The organism is Streptomyces sp. NPDC052396 (assembly GCF_044593195.1).
Taxonomy (GTDB): Bacteria; Actinomycetota; Actinomycetes; order Streptomycetales; family Streptomycetaceae; genus Streptomyces.
Genome location: NZ_JBIUAW010000007.1, coordinates 277,462 through 292,643, shown reverse-complemented (window position 1 = coordinate 292,643; position 15,182 = coordinate 277,462). Strand labels below are relative to the sequence as shown.

17 protein-coding genes are annotated in these 15,182 nt (G+C 71.6%); 7 read left to right on the top strand and 10 right to left on the bottom strand.

Going from position 1 to position 15,182, the window contains the following annotated elements:
• Positions 1-48: 48 nt before the first annotated feature.
• The 4 genes from ACIHFE_RS20405 to ACIHFE_RS20390 form a co-directional block, all read right to left on the bottom strand.
• Positions 49-447, bottom strand: coding sequence for a DUF4440 domain-containing protein (locus ACIHFE_RS20405; RefSeq protein ID WP_400108500.1), 399 nt, complete (start codon positions 445-447; stop codon positions 49-51).
• Between the two features lie 160 nt (positions 448-607).
• Positions 608-1,459 carry an ABC transporter ATP-binding protein gene (locus ACIHFE_RS20400; RefSeq protein WP_400108498.1) on the bottom strand — a complete coding sequence of 284 codons (852 nt, stop codon included), beginning with the start codon at positions 1,457-1,459 and terminating at the stop codon, positions 608-610.
• Positions 1,456-2,481 (bottom strand): FecCD family ABC transporter permease, encoded by a 1,026-nt coding sequence (locus ACIHFE_RS20395; RefSeq protein WP_400108496.1) that lies wholly within the window; start codon positions 2,479-2,481, stop codon positions 1,456-1,458. The genes ACIHFE_RS20400 and ACIHFE_RS20395 overlap by 4 nt, the downstream gene beginning before the upstream one ends.
• Entirely contained in the window at positions 2,478-3,542 is a 1,065-nt protein-coding gene (locus ACIHFE_RS20390; protein WP_400108495.1) for a FecCD family ABC transporter permease, read from the bottom strand. The genes ACIHFE_RS20395 and ACIHFE_RS20390 overlap by 4 nt, the downstream gene beginning before the upstream one ends.
• 126 nt (positions 3,543-3,668) lie before the next feature.
• Between ACIHFE_RS20390 and ACIHFE_RS20385 the strand changes: the two genes are divergently transcribed.
• Both ACIHFE_RS20385 and ACIHFE_RS20380 read left to right on the top strand, forming a co-directional pair.
• Positions 3,669-4,706 carry an ABC transporter substrate-binding protein gene (locus ACIHFE_RS20385; protein ID WP_400108492.1) on the top strand — a complete coding sequence of 346 codons (1,038 nt, stop codon included), beginning with the start codon at positions 3,669-3,671 and terminating at the stop codon, positions 4,704-4,706.
• A 28-nt stretch (positions 4,707-4,734) separates the two neighbouring features.
• Positions 4,735-5,577: a siderophore-interacting protein gene (locus ACIHFE_RS20380; RefSeq protein ID WP_400108490.1), complete on the top strand. Its 843-nt coding sequence runs from the start codon at positions 4,735-4,737 to the stop codon at positions 5,575-5,577.
• Between the two features lie 169 nt (positions 5,578-5,746).
• Here the strand turns inward: ACIHFE_RS20380 and ACIHFE_RS20375 are convergent, their stop codons facing one another.
• The gene (locus tag ACIHFE_RS20375; protein ID WP_400108488.1) at positions 5,747-6,670 is read right to left on the bottom strand and encodes a helix-turn-helix domain-containing protein; all 924 of its coding nucleotides are present in this window, start codon (positions 6,668-6,670) and stop codon (positions 5,747-5,749) included.
• A gap of 94 nt (positions 6,671-6,764) precedes the next feature.
• Here ACIHFE_RS20375 and ACIHFE_RS20370 point away from each other — a divergent pair, with 94 nt between their 5' ends.
• A complete protein-coding gene (locus ACIHFE_RS20370) occupies positions 6,765-7,190 on the top strand; it encodes a YybH family protein (protein WP_400108486.1) in 426 nt (141 codons plus the stop codon).
• Here the strand turns inward: ACIHFE_RS20370 and ACIHFE_RS20365 are convergent.
• On the bottom strand, positions 7,171-8,043 hold the full coding sequence (locus ACIHFE_RS20365) for an NAD(P)-dependent oxidoreductase (RefSeq protein ID WP_400108484.1): 873 nt from the start codon (positions 8,041-8,043) through the stop codon (positions 7,171-7,173). The genes ACIHFE_RS20370 and ACIHFE_RS20365 overlap by 20 nt on opposite strands.
• A 134-nt stretch (positions 8,044-8,177) precedes the next feature.
• On the opposite strand from ACIHFE_RS20365, the gene ACIHFE_RS20360 reads away from it, so the two are divergent.
• Complete coding sequence (locus ACIHFE_RS20360) at positions 8,178-8,777, top strand: TetR/AcrR family transcriptional regulator (RefSeq protein WP_400108483.1); 600 nt, start codon at positions 8,178-8,180, stop codon at positions 8,775-8,777.
• 12 nt (positions 8,778-8,789) lie between these two features.
• Positions 8,790-9,704 carry a LysR family transcriptional regulator gene (locus ACIHFE_RS20355; RefSeq protein WP_400108481.1) on the top strand — a complete coding sequence of 305 codons (915 nt, stop codon included), beginning with the start codon at positions 8,790-8,792 and terminating at the stop codon, positions 9,702-9,704.
• On the opposite strand, the gene ACIHFE_RS20350 is transcribed toward ACIHFE_RS20355, so the two are convergent.
• Both ACIHFE_RS20350 and ACIHFE_RS20345 read right to left on the bottom strand, forming a co-directional pair.
• Entirely contained in the window at positions 9,668-10,486 is an 819-nt protein-coding gene (locus ACIHFE_RS20350) for an SGNH/GDSL hydrolase family protein (RefSeq protein ID WP_400108479.1), read from the bottom strand. The two genes, ACIHFE_RS20355 and ACIHFE_RS20350, sit on opposite strands and share 37 nt — an antisense overlap.
• A gap of 80 nt (positions 10,487-10,566) precedes the next feature.
• On the bottom strand, positions 10,567-10,992 hold the full coding sequence (locus ACIHFE_RS20345) for a hypothetical protein (protein ID WP_400108477.1): 426 nt from the start codon (positions 10,990-10,992) through the stop codon (positions 10,567-10,569).
• A 212-nt stretch (positions 10,993-11,204) separates the two neighbouring features.
• Between ACIHFE_RS20345 and ACIHFE_RS20340 the strand changes: the two genes are divergently transcribed.
• A complete protein-coding gene (locus ACIHFE_RS20340; protein WP_400108475.1) occupies positions 11,205-12,035 on the top strand; it encodes a peptidoglycan recognition family protein in 831 nt (276 codons plus the stop codon).
• Positions 12,036-12,080: 45 nt separating this feature from the next.
• On the opposite strand, the gene ACIHFE_RS20335 is transcribed toward ACIHFE_RS20340, so the two are convergent.
• On the bottom strand, positions 12,081-12,707 hold the full coding sequence (locus tag ACIHFE_RS20335; RefSeq protein ID WP_400108473.1) for a hypothetical protein: 627 nt from the start codon (positions 12,705-12,707) through the stop codon (positions 12,081-12,083).
• A 180-nt stretch (positions 12,708-12,887) separates the two neighbouring features.
• Between ACIHFE_RS20335 and ACIHFE_RS20330 the strand changes: the two genes are divergently transcribed.
• On the top strand, positions 12,888-13,172 hold the full coding sequence (locus tag ACIHFE_RS20330) for a YciI family protein (RefSeq protein ID WP_400108471.1): 285 nt from the start codon (positions 12,888-12,890) through the stop codon (positions 13,170-13,172).
• A 603-nt stretch (positions 13,173-13,775) separates the two neighbouring features.
• Here the strand turns inward: ACIHFE_RS20330 and ACIHFE_RS20325 are convergent.
• Positions 13,776-14,951, bottom strand: a complete 1,176-nt coding sequence (locus tag ACIHFE_RS20325; RefSeq protein WP_400108470.1) for a PP2C family protein-serine/threonine phosphatase — start codon at positions 14,949-14,951, stop codon at positions 13,776-13,778.
• Positions 14,952-15,182: the final 231 nt, after the last annotated feature.

The window sequence follows — 15,182 nt, the reverse complement described above, 5'->3', positions numbered from 1 at the left end:
GGCCTCGGCGACTGACCGGCTTTTAACCGCAGCGGATCGCCTCGGCGGTCAGTCCTGGTCATACCAGGCGACCGCCACGATCCGCCAGCCGTCCGAAGTGCGGGCGAACTGGAGGGACTTGGTCCCGCCGCCCTCGAACGGCTCACCGTCGAGGATCCCGGACTTGCGGTACTCGCTGAAGCGCGATGCGATATCGCCCGAGATCTCGGTCCGTTCGGAGATCTCCCACTCGGAGAACTCAACCAGCCGGCCGTCGTTCAGCAATCTCTGGCGGGGCTCGATGAACTCGTCCACGGTGTAGACGGTGAACTCCGGGCCGGTCTTGACGATCAGGCCACCCGGCAGCACCAGTCTGCTGATCCGCGCCACATCGGCGGCCTTGCCGCCCCGGTTGTCGAAGGCGCCGAAGAACTCGGCGGTCAGCAGGTCTATTTCGGTCTTGGACATGGCGTGACGGTACCTTCCGGCCGGCGCCGCCCCGGGCTGACAGGTCGGGAAGACGTCATGTCGGGTCCGGGGGCCCGTCCACAAGGGGCAGTGGGGCGGCCGCTGTGCGAGAGCGGCTCCGCCGCGTGGGCGCGCGGAGGAACCACACCGGCGGGGCGCCCTACCCCACCACCACCCGGCCCCGCCCCGCCGCCGGAACCACCAGCGGCGTGCCCGTCTCCGGGTCGTCGATCACCCGGCACGGCAGCCGGAAGATCTCCTCCACCCGCTCCGCCGTCACCACCTCCGCCGGCGTGCCCTCGGCCACCACGCGTCCGTCCCGCATGGCGATCAGATGAGTGGCGTACCGGGCGGCCTGGTTGAGGTCATGGAGCACGGCGACCAGGGTGCGGCCCTCCTCCTGGTGCAGCCGGGCGCACAGGTCCAGGATTTCCAGCTGGTGGGCGATGTCCAGGTAGGTGGTGGGCTCGTCGAGCAGCAGCAGGGGGGTCTGCTGGGCCAGGGCCATGGCGATCCAGACGCGTTGGCGCTGGCCGCCGGAGAGTTCGTCCACCAGGCGGTCCGCCAGTTCGGCAACGCCCGTGGCGGCCATGGACTCGGCGACCACCCGCTCGTCCTCGCGCGACCACTGCCGCAGCAGGCTCTGGTGCGGGTAGCGGCCACGGGCCACCAGGTCGGCCACCGTGATGCCGTCGGGCGCGACCGAGGACTGCGGCAGCAGGCCCAGGGTGCGGGCCAACTGCTTGCCGGGGAGGCGGGCGATGTCCTGGCCGTCCAGGAGGACCGTGCCGGCCGTCGGTTTGAGCATCCGGGCCAGTGCCCGCAACAGGGTTGACTTCCCGCAGCCGTTGGGGCCGACGATCACCGTGAAGGAGCGGTCGGGGATGGCAACGTCCAGCCCTTCGGCGATGGTGTGCCGTTCATAGGCGAGGGTGAGCCCATTGCCGGTCAGCCGTGCCGCGCCCTGTTCCACGTCCCGTACTCCGTCCGTCGTTTTACTGAAATCGGTCATATCCGGCCCGCCTTGCGCTGGGCGGCCAGCAGCCACACCAGATAGCCGCCGCCCAGCACTCCGGTGATCACGCCCACCGGCAACTGGTGTCCGCTGACGATGCGTTGGGCCAGCCAGTCGCAGCTGACCAGCAGGGCGGCGCCCAGGCACATGGAGGGCAGCAGATTGGGGCCGGGTGCCCTGGTGAGGCGGCGGGCCAGCTGGGGTGCGGTCAGCGCCACAAAGTTCACCGGTCCGGCGGCGGCGGAGGCGAAGGCGGCCAGCAGCACGGCGGCCAGCAGCAGCACCAGGCGCAGCCGTTCGACCCGGATGCCCAGCGCATGGGCGGCGTCATCGCCCATCTCCAGCATCCGCAGCGGCCGTTCGCAGCCCAGCAGCACCACCGGCACCAGCACCGCCAGGACGATCAGCAGCGGGGTGGCATTCTCCCAGCCGCGGCCGTCCAGGCTGCCGGTGAGCCAGAGCACCACCCGGGCGGCATCGGTGAGCTGGGTGCGGGTGAGCAGATAGCCGTTGACGCCGGTGAGGATGGCGGCCACGCCGATGCCGATCAGGACCAGCCGGTAGCCGTGCAGGCCGTCGCGGCGGGCCAGGGCGTAGATCAGCAGGCCGGTGGCGACCCCGCCGGCCACCGCTCCCCCGGCCAGCGCGAGGCTGCTGCCGCCGGCGACCACCACCAGCAGCGCGCCGGTGGCGGCGCCCTGGGTGAAGCCCAGGACATCGGGGCTGCCCAGGGGGTTGCGCACCAGGGACTGGAAGAGCGCACCGGCCAGTGCCAGCGCGGCGCCCACCAGCAGGGCGGTGACCACCCGGGGCAGGCGCAGTTCATTGACGATGAAGTCATCGGCGGGGGCGCCCTGTCCGGCCAGGGTGCGCAGCACCTGGCCGGGGCTCATGGCGTAGTCGCCGCTGCCCAGGCACACCACGGCCATGGCCAGCGCGAGCAGCAGGCAGGCGGAGCCGGCGGCCAGCGAGCGGGGCCGGTAGCGCAGGGAGATCCGGCCGGTGCGTACGGTCCTCATGCGCGTACCGCCTTCCGCCGTCGGACGAAGTACAGGAAGAGCGGCCCGCCCAGGACCGCGGTGACGATGCCCACCTGGAGTTCGCCGGGGCGGCCCAGCACCCGGCCCAGGACGTCGGCGCCCAGCAGCAGTACGGGGGCCAGCACCGCGCAGTAGGGCAGCAGCCAGCGCAGGTCGGGCCCGGTCAGGGCGCGGACCAGGTGCGGGACGATCAGGCCGACGAAGACGATGGGGCCGCAGGCGGCGGTGGCCGCCCCGCACAGCAGGGTGACCGCCACCAGGCCCGCCGCCCGGACCCGGGCCGGCCGGGCGCCCAGCGCCTTGGCCGAATCGTCGCCCAGCGCCAGGGCGTTGAGCGGGCGGGCCAGCGCCAGGGTGAGCAACAGGCCGGTCAGGACGAAGGGGGTGAGCCGGGCGACGGTGCCGGGGTCGGCACTGGCCAGTGAGCCGACCGTCCAGAACCGCATCCGTTCCAGGGAGTTGGTGTCGATCAGCATCACCGCGTTGACGAATGAGTAGAGCGTGGCATTGAGCGCGGCCCCGGCGAGCGCCAGCCGTGCCGGGGTGGCGCCGCGGCCGCCGCCGACCGTGTAGACCAGCACCGAGACCGCTCCGGCGCCCAGGAAGGCGAACCAGACCTGGCCGGTGTAGGAGGCGACGCCCAGGAAGGAGACCGCCGAGGCCACGGCGGCGGAGGCGCCCGCGTTGATGCCCAGCAGTCCGGGGTCGGCCAGCGGATTGCGGGTGAGCGCCTGCATCACTCCCCCGGCCAGCCCCAGGGCCGCTCCGGCCAGCAGGCCGAGCAGGGTGCGGGGCAGTCGCATCCGGTGCACCTGGAGGTAGGACGCGGCGTCCTGGTCGGTCAGTCCCCGCCACACCTCGGCCGGGGAGAGTTGCTTGGCGCCGACCGCGATGCTCAGCACCAGCACGGCGAGGAGAAGGAGCAGGGCGGCGAGCAGTCCGGCGGCGCGGGCCGCGTCGCGCCCGCCGGGCGGTCGCGGCCGGGGGTCCGGCGCCTGGGCCGAAACCCCGGTGGCCTGGGGTGAGTTGCTGATGGTCACGTACGGACTCCGGTAGGGGCCGGGGCGCCGAGGACGCCCCTGGCCACAAGGCGTGGTTTTAGGTTAGGTTAACCTAACCAAGATCGAAGGCCCTAGGGCACCCCTTTGCTTACGAGAGTCACTGCCATGCCACTTGCCGGAACCCCTCACCTCTCCCGCCGCTCCCTGTTCGCCGCGGGCGGCGCGCTCGGCCTGGGCGCCCTGCTCACCGCCTGTGGCGGCAGCGGCTCGGGCACCAAGGACGGCGGCGAGGGCGCATCCAAGAGCGGCCCCTGGTCCTTCACCGACGACCGCAGGACGAAGGTGACCGCCAAGTCGGTGCCACAGCGGGTGGTGGCCTTCACCGGCACCGCGGCCGCGCTGCACGACTTCGGTCTGGACAAGCAGCTGGTCGGTGTGTTCGGCGAGACCAGGCTCAAGAACGGCAAGCCCGACCCGCAGGCCGGCGACCTGGACGTGGACAGGGTCGAGATCCTGGGCAATGTCTGGGGCGAATTCAGCATCGAGAAGTACGCCGCCCTGCGCCCCGAGCTGCTGGTGACGCACATGTACGAGCCGGACGCGCTGTGGTACGTGCCGGATGAGAGCAAGAAGAAGATCCTGGATCTGGCGCCCAGCGTGGCCATCACCACCGCCCGGGTCCCGATGACCGAGCCCATCAGGCGCTATGCCGAACTGGCCGAGTCCCTGGGCGCCGACCTGAAGGCCAGGAAGGTCACCGAGGCCAAGTCCCGCTTCGAGGCGGCCGCCGAGACCCTGCGCAAGGCCGCCAAGGCCAATGGCGGGCTACGGGTCATGGCCGCCTCCGGCAGCCCCGATCTGTTCTATGTCTCCAACCCCAAGGTAAACACCGACCTGTTGTACTTCCGCGAACTCGGGGTGGAGTTCGTGCTCCCCGAAAAGCTGGACAAGGGCGGCTATTTCGAGGGCCTCAGCTGGGAGAACGCCGACAAGTACCAGGCCGACCTGATTCTGTTGGACAGCCGCGGCACGGCCCTGCAGCCCAAGGACCTGGCCGCCAAGCCCGCCTGGTCCGCGCTGCCCGCGGTCAAGGCCGGCCAGGTCACCCCCTGGCAGTCGGTGCCCCGCTTCAGCTGGGCGGGCTCCGCCCCGCTGCTGGAGGCCCTGGCCAAGGCCGTCCAGGGCGCCAAGAAGCTCCACTGACCCGCACCTTCCGGAAGGAGAAGCTCCCATGACCACCGCCGTCAGCCCGTTCCGTTTCTTCGACGCACAGGTGGCGCACCGCGAACGCCTGGGCCGCTCCATGGTCCGGATCACCTTCGCCGGTGAGCAGTTGGCGGAATTCGCCGGCGGCGGCCGGGACCAGAGTTTCTCCCTGTTCCTGCCGCATCCGGGCCAGCCGGCCCCGGTGGTGCCCACCGAGGCGGGCGATGGCTGGTTCGCCCGCTGGCGGTCCATGGACCCCTCGGTGCGCGGGGTGATGCGCTCGTACACGGTGCGCCGGCAGTGCCGCGAACGGGCCGAGATCGACGTGGACTTCGCGCTGCACGGCATTGACGCGCCGGCCGGCCACGCCCCGGCCGGCCCGGCCGCCCGCTGGGCCGCCGCGGCCCGGCCCGGTGACCGGGTCAAGCTGCTGGGCCCGGCGGTGGAGGACAACAAGAGCGTGGGCTTCCGCCCGCCGCTCGGCACCGACTGGGTGCTGCTGGCCGCCGACGAGACGGCCCTGCCGGCGGCCGCCGGCATCCTCTCCTGGCTGCCCGCGGGTACCAGGGCCAAGGTCTGGATCGAGGTCCCGCACGCCGAGGACATCCAGGACCTCAGCACCGCGGCCGATGCCGAGATCACCTGGATCCCGCGCGACGGCGGCCGGCTGCTGGACGCGGTCCGGGCGGCCGAACTGCCCGGCGGCCGGCCGTACGCCTGGATGGCGGGCGAGTCCGGCATGGTACGGGCGCTGCGCCGCCATCTGGTCGGCGACCGGGGCTTCGACCGGCGCGGTGTCAACTTCACCGGCTACTGGCGGCTGGGCGCCTCGGAAGAGGACCTGCGGGCGGAGGCCGTCGCGGCCTGAAGTCCGGCCCCGGCCGGCGTGCGCCGGTGCCTTCCGGGGCGCCCCGACCGGCCATGGCGCGGTCCAGGGTTCGTCGGACACAACCTGGCGCCAAGGACGGCGGGCCGCACCGCCGGCCGTCCCAGGGGCGCGCATTGCCGCACCTGGAAAGCGCGGTCGCGAGGCCCTCTCACCGCTGCACCCGCCGGAAGCCACCCGGCGTGCGGCCGGTCTCGCGGGCGAAGAACTTGCCGAAGTTGGTGGCTTCGGTGAAGCCGAGCGCGCGGCCGATCGCGGCCACGGGCAACTCGGTGTGGGCGAGCAGCCGCTGCGCTTGCAGGGCGACCCGGGCGTCCGCGAGCTGCTTGGCGCTGCGGCCGGTTGCGGCCAGGCATGCGCGGGTCAGGGTCCGAGGGGAGTAGCCGAGCCGCGCGGCATAGTCCTCGACGGAGCGGGTGGTGGCGAAGGACTGCTCCAGCTCGCGCCGGAAGGCGAGGTAGACCTCGGCGCCGGGCGCGGCGGCCTCCGGGTGTCCGGCCGGGTCCGGGAGGCGTGCCATGCGGATGAGCAGCGCGCCGAGGAGCTGGCGCAGCAACGCCGCGGTCAGCTCAACCTCGTTGCCGGCGGGCCCGGTTGCGCCAGGTATCCGCGCGTCTCGAAGGGCCCGGTATTCCGCCTCCAGCTCGGTCACGGCGCGATCCAGAGCGTCGAACCGGTCGGGCGGCAGCGACCAGGCGACCGGGCCGAATCCATCGAGTACCTCGCGCGTCGCGGGCAGCGGCGGCGGGAAGTCGGCGGTGAACAGCAGCAGGACGGCGTCGAGTTCCGCGGGGCGGCCGTTGGCACCGGAGGGCAGCCGCTGTACCTGGCCGGGCCGCAGATGCAGCAGTGTGCCCCGGCCGCATGGATAGGTGACGAAATCGACCATGGCTGTGCCCTCGCCGCCGCGCACCAGCATGACCTGGTGGAAGTCGAGGCGGCTCGGCCGGCGGGCCACCGAGCTTTTCAGACGCGGCTTCAGCGCGTTGAAGGTCAGCACCTCGATGCCGGTGTGCAACCGGTCGGGGTTGTCATAGGCGATGTCGATGACGCCGCGCTGTCCACTTCTGACCATCTCGGGTCCTGACCCTACCTCGTGGGAAGGGCGGCCCCGGCGGCATTGTGGAGCCCGATACCACCACCCCTCCCCAAAGTAAGGACCTTTCACCATGTCCCCTGTTGTCACCGGCCTCGTCACCGATCCCGCGAAGCTGCCGATGCTGTTCCAGGACGCTCTGAACGCCGGCGATGTCGACGGCGTGCTGGCCCTGTTCGCCCCGGGTGCGGGCATGCGCACGGTGGCCGGCGAGCACATCGCCGGCACCGAGGCACTGCGTGCGGAGATCCGCGGAACCGTCGCCGCCGGCGGCCGGCTGACCAATGTGCGGCGGCACACGCTCGTCGGCGCGGGCACCGCCCTCCTGGTCACCGACTGGACCCTGGAGATCGAGGGCCCCGGCGGCGAACGGATCACCCCGTCCGGCACCACCGCCAACATCGCCCGCCAAGGCACCGATGGCGGCTGGCGGTTCACCCTCCTCAACCCGCTCGGTACCGCCGAGCCCGCGGCGAGGGTCAGCCGGCCGGCTGCTTGAGCACCTCCACCAGGCTGGAGAAGCTGTTCTCGGCGAAGCCCCGGTCCATGCCCCGCCGGAAGATGCCGTCGACCGCCGCCGGCAGGGCGGTGTCCAGCCCGGCGTCCCGGTTGGTGTGCAGGACGTGCTGGACGCTGGCGGCGCCCATCGCCAGCCGGTCGACGTCGCCCGGGTACCGGGCGGCGTCGATGTGCGGGGCGTAGGTCTCCAGGAAGTGCGGCATCATCGTCATCGCCCTGGACGCGTACGGCAGCATCTCCGCGGCGGTGACGCCATGGGCCCCGGCCAGGGCGAGGGTCTGCAGATAGCTGAGCATGCTGGTCCAGAAGATGGTCATCAGCGCCTGGTAGTACATCGCCGCCAGCCCCGGATCGGTGCCCCGGAAGTCGGTCCCGGTCAGCACCTCCAGGGTCTCCCGGTGGGCGTCGAAGACCTCGCGCGGGCCGCTGTAGAAGGTGGCCGAGCCGGGCTTGCCGATCAGCGGCGGCGGCACCTGCACCCCGCCGGTGAGGTGCTCGGCCCCGTGCCCGGCGGCCCAGGCGGCGGCCGCGCGGGCCCGGTCCGGGGTGTCCGAGCTGAGGTTGACGAGCACTCGTCCGGCCAGCGCGTGTGCGGCCGGCTCCAGGATGGCGTACATCGCGTCATAGTCGGTCAGGCTCAGTACCACCAGTTCATTGGCGGCCAGCGCCTCTTCCACCGATGACGCCGTCACCGCCCCCTGGGCGACCAGTTCCCCGGCCTTGCTCGCGGTCCGGTTCCAGACCGTGACCGGGTGGCCCTCGGCCAGGAACGCGGTCACCATCGCCCGCCCCATCGGGCCCAGTCCGATGACGGTCACTGCCTGCTTGCCCATGATTTCCCCTCCGTTTTCGGATCCCCTTGGATCCTCATCGGTCCCCTTTGGGCGCTCTAGAACGAGCGCTCTATTTAACGAGCCAGAAGGTAGCACAGATCTAGAACGAGCGCTCTATCCGGTAATCTCGGCCCATGCGCACCACAGACCAACAGGCCGCCCTGGGCACCCGGGAGCGGATTGTGCGGACCACGGCCCGGCTGCTGCAGCGCCAGGGCTTCGAGGGCACCGGCATCAAGCAGATCGCCCGTGAGGCCGAGGCCACCCTCGGCTCCGTCTACCACTTCTTCCCGGGCGGCAAGCAGGAGTTGGCGGTCGCCGCCATCCAGCACGGCGACCAGGAGTTCGCGGAGCTGCTGCGGGACGGGCTGGCCACCGAGGACGACCCCGCCGAGGCCATCACCGCCTGCACCCGGCTGCTGGCCACCGCGCTGCGTGAGTCCGGCTGGACCGAGGGCTGCCCGGTCACCGCCACCGCGCTGGAAACCCTGGACACCTCCCCCGAGATCCAGCGGGCCTGCGGCGCGGCCATCGGGCACTGGTGCGACCTGGTGGCGGAGAAACTGCGGGCCGCCGGGCTGTCCGAGGACGACGCCCGCGACCTCGCGCTGACCATCGTCAACACCCTGGAGGGCGCCGAGACCACCGCCCAAGTGCTGCACAGCGAGACGCCCTTGCTCACCGCGGGCCGCCATCTCGCCCTGCTGGTCCGGGCGCATCACCAAGGCAGCTGAGGGAGCACCGCCGTGGAGTTCCGTCAGCTGCGTTACTTCTGCGCGGTGGCCGAGGAGGGCGGCCTGACCCGGGCCGCCCAGCGGCTGCGGCTCAGCTCGCCCTCGCTCAGCCAGCAGATCAAGGCCCTGGAACGGGAGGTCGGCGCCCCGCTGTTCGTCCGCTCCCAGGCCGGAATGACCCTGACGGCGCCCGGACAGGCCCTGCTGCCGGAGGCCCGCGCGGTGCTCGCCGCCGCCGACCGCGCGCTGCACACCGCCCGGGCCGCCGCCGGCGAACGCCCCTCGCTGCGCGCCCTGGTGGCGCCCGGCACCCCGCCCGCCCTGCTGCACCGCCTGCACACGGCGGCCCGTACCACCGGCGCCGACCTCGTGCTGGACAGCGCCGCCACCGCCGACCAACTGGCCAGGCTGCGCCGCGAAGAGGCCGACCTGGCGCTGGTCACCCTGCCCGCCGGCACCGACGGCCTGCACACCCTGGTGGTCGCCGACGAGCCCCTGGGTGTGCTGCTCTCCGCCGGCCATCCCCTGGCCTCGGCCGCCCGCCTCTCCTGGCACGATCTGGCCGGGGAGGAACTCCTGTGGTTCCGCCGCGAGTTCGCCCCCGGCTACCACGACATGGTGCTGGCCGCCTGTCGCGCGGGCGGCTGGGAACCCCGGCTGCGCATCGCCCCCGCCCGGCGGTCGATCGTGCAGGCCGAACTCGACGGCGGGGAACGGGTGGTGGCCCTGCGCCCCCGCTCCGCCCTGGCGGATGGCCTGGTCTGGCGCCCCCTGACCGAGGCGGCGCCCCGGCTGAGGCTGGCACTGGCCTGGTCACCGGGGCGGCACGGCGCCGCGGAACTGGCCCGCCGCATACGGGATCAGGGCCCCTCGGACACGGCCCCGGCCGACTATGACCGCGCGGCCGCCGCCAGCACCGGCAGATAGCCCAGCCGCTGGCCCTCGGCGTTGGGATGGTAGGCACCGTCCATGTGGAGCAGGGACGGTGCGTTGATCCATGGGTCCTCGGAGCAGATCCCATGCCTGGCGAAGGCGGGTGCCACGTCTCCGAAGACCAGCCCATGGGCGTGGGCGCGGCCGCGGGTGACGGCATTGAGGTGGTCGGCCGCGCGGTTGAGCGCACGCTCCCCCCGCTTGGTCATCAGCCCCACCCGGCAGCCCTCGGGGCCGAAGAGCCGGGGGAGGCCCAGCGCCACCACCCTGGCCCGGCCGGCCCTGCCCTTGATGGCCCGGTAGACGGCGTCCAGCCGCCCCGGCAGCGTCCGCTGGACCGCCTTCTCGGCCCTGGCGACCTGGTCCAGACAGCTCTGCTCGTTCCCCAGCGTGCAGGTCGTCATGACATCCGCGAAGCCGACGTCATTGGCCCCGACGGTGACGCTCACCAGCGTCACCTGGGAATCCACCGCGTCCAGCTGACTCTTGACCACATCGGAGGTCTTCGCCCCCGAACAGGCGGCGAAGACAAACCGGGCCGGATGATGCCCGGCGGCCCAGAGCGCCGGGTGCGCCCCGGAACTGCGCAGGCACCGACGGCTGTCCGGGTCATAGCGGCCGGCCCCCTGCCCCGAGGCCACCGAGTCGCCCAACGCGGCGTAGGAGACCCGGTGCCGGATACTCACCGCCGCCGGACCGGCGGAGGCGGCAGCAGGGGTGCCGGCCGTCACAAGGAACCACGGACAGAGGAGGGCGGCGAGAAGACGACGACGCAATCCGCAGACTCTGCTCATGTCCGGGGGAACGAGACCGCGGTTGACGGGTTACGCCGCCGCCCGCAAACACTGACCACCGGTCATCGCTTCTTCTTCCGCGTGTGCGCCGTCACCGTGACCTGCCATGGGACGACCACCCGCGAACAGGAATAGCCCTTCTTACGGGACAGGCACCCCAGCTCGGAGTCCAGGGTGGTCGTGCCGTCCGCGCGGGCGTGGAAGACCGCGACGGTGTCACCGTTGGCCGCCGTCCCGGCGGAATCCCGGTGCAGCACGGCGCCGTCGGCCGCGGTGGGCGCGCTCCACTGCCAGTTGGAGTCCTCGTTCCGCTGGCCCGAGAGCTGGACGTCGATCTCGTCGCCCGTGTGTACGGTGACGGACTGTTTGTTGTCCTTGTTGGACAGACTGATGTGCCGCGGTGCCCCCGGCTTCGCGGCCGCCAACGGCGCGGCGGTCAGGGCCAGTACCGCGGCCAGGGCCGCCGCCACCCATCGGGCAGTCTTCATCGCTCCACCTCAACCCATCCTTGGTTCCGGATGCTTGCCATCCGCTTCCGTCCCTGCCCCCTGCGCACACAGCCGATGCGACCGGTCGCCGATATGAGTGACAGCGGCCTTTGAACGCTCTTTCGGTTGCCGGGGCTGCCGGAACCGCCGGTACCAGGCTTACAGTCGGCGCCTACCAGCAGGTGTGCCGCTCACGAAAGGATCGTTGAGCCGTGACCGAACAATCGGAGAAGTCCAGGGTGGGGCGCCGTGGCCTGCTCAGCGGGGCACTGGCCGGTGGAGCCGCCGCGGTGGCGGCCGGCGCACTGTCCGCCCCGCGCGCACAGGCGGAACCAAGACCGGGCGACGCCTGCCCCGTTCCCCCGCCCAGACTCTGGACCCGCAAGCAGTGGAAGGCGGTTCCGCCCGAGGACCCGGCCGGCGTCAGAGTGGAGCCCTTCGGACCGTCCTTGATCGTGGTCCATCACATGGACTACCCCAACAGCACCGACTACTCGCTTGAGCACGCCTTCGAGCTCTCCCGGATCTGCCAGTACGACCACATGCACCACAACGGCTGGAATGACATCGGCCAGCAACTGACCATCAGCCGCGGCGGGTTCCTGATGGAGGGACGCTACCGGTCGGCCGAGGCGATCGGGCGGGGCGGACATGTCATCGGGGCACAGGTCGCCAACTGGAACACCGCCGCCATCGGAATCGAGAACGAGGGCACCTATATCACCGAGCTCCCGCCCGAAGCGCAGTGGCGGACGCTGGTGGCCACCTGCGCCTGGCTCTGCCACCGCTACCGGCTCGCCCCGATGACCGCGATCGTCGGCCACCGGGACCTCAACCAGCCGGACACCACCCTCACCACCGAGTGCCCGGGCAACGCCCTGTACAAGCAACTGCCCAAGCTGCGCGCGGACATCGCCGAGGCGATGGGCCTGCCGGTCGGGGACGGCTCCCCCAACCATGTGCGGGAAGACCTCCCATCCACCCGGACGGGCCCTGCCCATGACCATGGGCCGGCGCTCGGGCCACTGGATCCGACTCGCTGAGGGGCCTGTCCACCCGAAGGCGGGCGGTGCCACGATCTCGCAGCACTACCAGTCCTGTTGGGCATCGGTCTTGGCCGGACCGTAGACCTCCACATGGCCGTGATCGCCGTACAGGGAACGCCGCCAGCGGGCGAACACCCTGGCGGTGCGGTCCGCGTCGTCCTGTTGCGTGATCCCGTAGTCGACCCGGACCACGGCCACGAGACGGGCGCTGCCGGCAGGCGTGCGGGTGTAGACACTCCTCACATGCGAGGCGATGGCGGCATCCGCCTTGGGCGCATGCGCTCCGAGGTACGCACGGAATTCGCGACGCATCGGGAACCAGCGGTGTGGACCGGCCGTTGGCACAGCGCCGTCGTCATCCTCGGTGTTGTCCCTGGGCGGGCCGTCGGGGTCCGGACGCTCGTCGGTGGTGTCGGGGAGGTTTTCCTGGTGATCGTCGCTCGTCTCGTCGGTCCCGTAGGTCTCGTCGGTCCCGTCAGTCCCGTCAGTCCCGTCAGTCTGGTCGGACTCGTCGGTCTGGTCGGTCTCATGTGTCGCCGAAGTTCTCGGCCCCGGCGTGGCGGCCGCTTGCTCCCCGGCCCCTGCGTGTTCCGTACCGCAGGCGGTCAACGGTAAGCAGCAGCAGACGAGCGCCGTGGCAAGGGCTGCGTAGCGAGTCATGGTCTTCATTGGTGTGCCCCCTTCGGTGGATGAGAGGGGCACACATCTCCCGGGGTTCCGCCCAGACGCGGGCCGTCTGCCCCGACGCGCGTCCCCCATGGCGGGCGGCGGGCGGGCCTTAGGCAGTGCCTAACACCCCTGAGGAAACACGTCGTGGACGCCCACCGCCCCGCCTGCTGAACTTGCCCCATGTTCTTCGTACTGCTCACCTACCAGGTCCCCCTGGACCGCATCGACGCCCTGCTCACCGCCCACTACGCCCATGTGGACCGGTACTTCGCCAATGGCACCTTCGTCCTGGCCGCCCGCCGGCAGCCCCGGACCGGTGGGGCCTTTCTCGCCCGGGGTGTGAACCGGGAAGAGCTGGAGGCCATTCTCGCCGAGGATCCCTTCATCAGCAGCGGGGCCGCGACCTGTGAACTCTTCGAACTCCAGCCGACCCGGTCCGCCCTCGCGGAGATCGCCGTCCCCTGACATCTGTCTCAAATTCCCGCCGGCACACGGGGCTTGGGCGCCGACGGCAGTGGCTACGCCGCCGACGCCACCGTAAGCCTGGGCCAGCGGCTCCTGGCGAAGATCCTCCATCGCCCTCCCCGACGGGACTCACTGGAGGGCGCGGTGGCGGACCTGGCCGTCGATCATCTGGATACGGATGCCCTGGCGGCACTGCGTCTGCAGATCCGCAAGGTGCTCACCACCGACCGGCGCTGCTCGCCCAGCCGGCCGCGATGCTGCCGCCGGCCACCGCGGCCGAGACCGCCACGGCGAGCGGGGCACGTGCGGTGGCCATTGGGCGCGACAACAGCGGGCCGGTCACCACGGGCGACAACTCTGACCAGGCTGGTGGTCAGCGACTCGAAGAAGTCGGTGATGGCCCGGCCGATGTCCGCGCCGGGTATGGCGACAAAGCGGTGTACCTGGTAGCCGCCCTGTTCGCCATAACGCGCTCCGGCGGACCGTCCTTCGCACCACGCTGGGGACTAACGGCACCAAGCGCTTCGACAGTAGCCACTCAATGCGGCGGCGGTCTACGTTCCGGCCGCCCTTGTACGTAACCCGCCCTTGGGTCAAGGCGGTTCAGGTCGCCTGTTCCTCCGGTGCCGGTGCGATGGCCAGGATGGCCACATCGTCGTGGAAGAGATGGGTGTGCCGGGGCAGGTCGGTGTCCAGGAAGTCGATGACCTCGGCGGGCCCGGTGGCCGGCCGGCCGGTGAAGCGGTGGCCGAGACGGTCCAGGAAGGGGTAGAAGGCGCCGTCGGCGTCGCGGGCCTCGATCAGGCCGTCGGTGCACAGCAGCAGGACATCGCCCGGGGTGAAGGAGTGGGTGTAGGGGACGGGCTCCTCGCGGGACAGGGTGCCCAGGCCGAGTGGCAGGGCGGGCGGGCCGGTGAGGGCGCGCACCTCGCCGCCGGAGAGCAGGACCGGCTCGATATGGCCATGGTTGATGATGGTCACCCGCTGTCCGGCGGCGTCGTACTCGACCAGGACGGCGGTGACAAAGAGTTCCGCGTCGGGAGTCGCCTCGGCCTCGCGGGCGATACAGCGCTCCATCTCGGCGGCCACCTTCGCCAGGCCGCCCATGGCATAGGCGGCCTGGCGGAAGCTGCCCAGCAGGTCGGCGACGGTGCGGACAGCTTGCAGGCCCTTGCCCCGGACATCGCCGATGACGGCCCGTACCCCCTTCTCGGTGGCCCGGATGTCAAAGAGGTCGCCGCCGACCATGGTGCCCGCCTCGGCGGGGCGGTAGAGGCCGGCCGCCAGCACCGGTCCGATCCGGGCGGGCACCGGCCGCAGCAGGGTGCGCATCAGTGCTTCGGCGACCGAGTTGGCGTGCAGCAGGTGGGCCTCCTGCCGCTGCCGGTGGGCGGCCAGGGCGGTACCCAGGACACCGACCAAGGCGGTGCAGACATAGGCGCCCACATAGTGGCGTTCCCAGAGCACGTGCGTGGGGCGGCCGGCGCAGCACGGGGTGCCCGCCAGGATGGCCTCGAAGACAACCGCGAAGACGGTGAAGGCGGCGACGGAGACCGGGCCGAAGCTGAACGCGGCCACCACCGGCAGGGCGACCAGCAGAAAGCTCACCGGCCACTCCACCGGGGTGATCGGTTCCAGCAGCAGGATGCCCGCCACCAGGGCGGCCGGCAGCCAGCGCATCCAGGCGGGCGGGGCGGGCACTTCGAGTCCGGAGCTGCTCAGCCGCACCGCATGGTTGTTGCCGGCCTTGCCGGCGATGCGGCGGTGTCGCTGGTTCACCTGTCGCTCCGTGGCCGACGCCGGATGATGATCAGGACGACCAGCCTGACCCGGCCGTATGGCCCGGCGGTGCCATTAGGCCATCGGCGGCATGTCCGGCCGTCGGGCCGAAGTCGCCCTGGGCGTTGGGCACTTGCCGGATGCGGGTGAAGGCTCGGCAAAGCCCAGGCGAACGGGTTGTCAGTACAATGTCACACTACTACGGTACAGGCGCTCCACTGACTCAACGTC

Coding starts and splice junctions, on each gene's coding strand:
- ACIHFE_RS20395 (WP_400108496.1), bottom strand. CDS start 2,481: ATGAGGACCGTACGCACCGGCCGGATCTCCCTGCGCTACCGGCCCCGC.
- ACIHFE_RS20380 (WP_400108490.1), top strand. CDS start 4,735: ATGACCACCGCCGTCAGCCCGTTCCGTTTCTTCGACGCACAGGTGGCG.
- ACIHFE_RS20345 (WP_400108477.1), bottom strand. CDS start 10,992: ATGAAGACTGCCCGATGGGTGGCGGCGGCCCTGGCCGCGGTACTGGCC.
- ACIHFE_RS20375 (WP_400108488.1), bottom strand. CDS start 6,670: ATGGTCAGAAGTGGACAGCGCGGCGTCATCGACATCGCCTATGACAAC.
- ACIHFE_RS20360 (WP_400108483.1), top strand. CDS start 8,178: ATGCGCACCACAGACCAACAGGCCGCCCTGGGCACCCGGGAGCGGATT.
- ACIHFE_RS20365 (WP_400108484.1), bottom strand. CDS start 8,043: ATGGGCAAGCAGGCAGTGACCGTCATCGGACTGGGCCCGATGGGGCGG.
- ACIHFE_RS20335 (WP_400108473.1), bottom strand. CDS start 12,707: ATGAAGACCATGACTCGCTACGCAGCCCTTGCCACGGCGCTCGTCTGC.
- ACIHFE_RS20385 (WP_400108492.1), top strand. CDS start 3,669: ATGCCACTTGCCGGAACCCCTCACCTCTCCCGCCGCTCCCTGTTCGCC.
- ACIHFE_RS20370 (WP_400108486.1), top strand. CDS start 6,765: ATGTCCCCTGTTGTCACCGGCCTCGTCACCGATCCCGCGAAGCTGCCG.
- ACIHFE_RS20400 (WP_400108498.1), bottom strand. CDS start 1,459: ATGACCGATTTCAGTAAAACGACGGACGGAGTACGGGACGTGGAACAG.
- ACIHFE_RS20330 (WP_400108471.1), top strand. CDS start 12,888: ATGTTCTTCGTACTGCTCACCTACCAGGTCCCCCTGGACCGCATCGAC.
- ACIHFE_RS20405 (WP_400108500.1), bottom strand. CDS start 447: ATGTCCAAGACCGAAATAGACCTGCTGACCGCCGAGTTCTTCGGCGCC.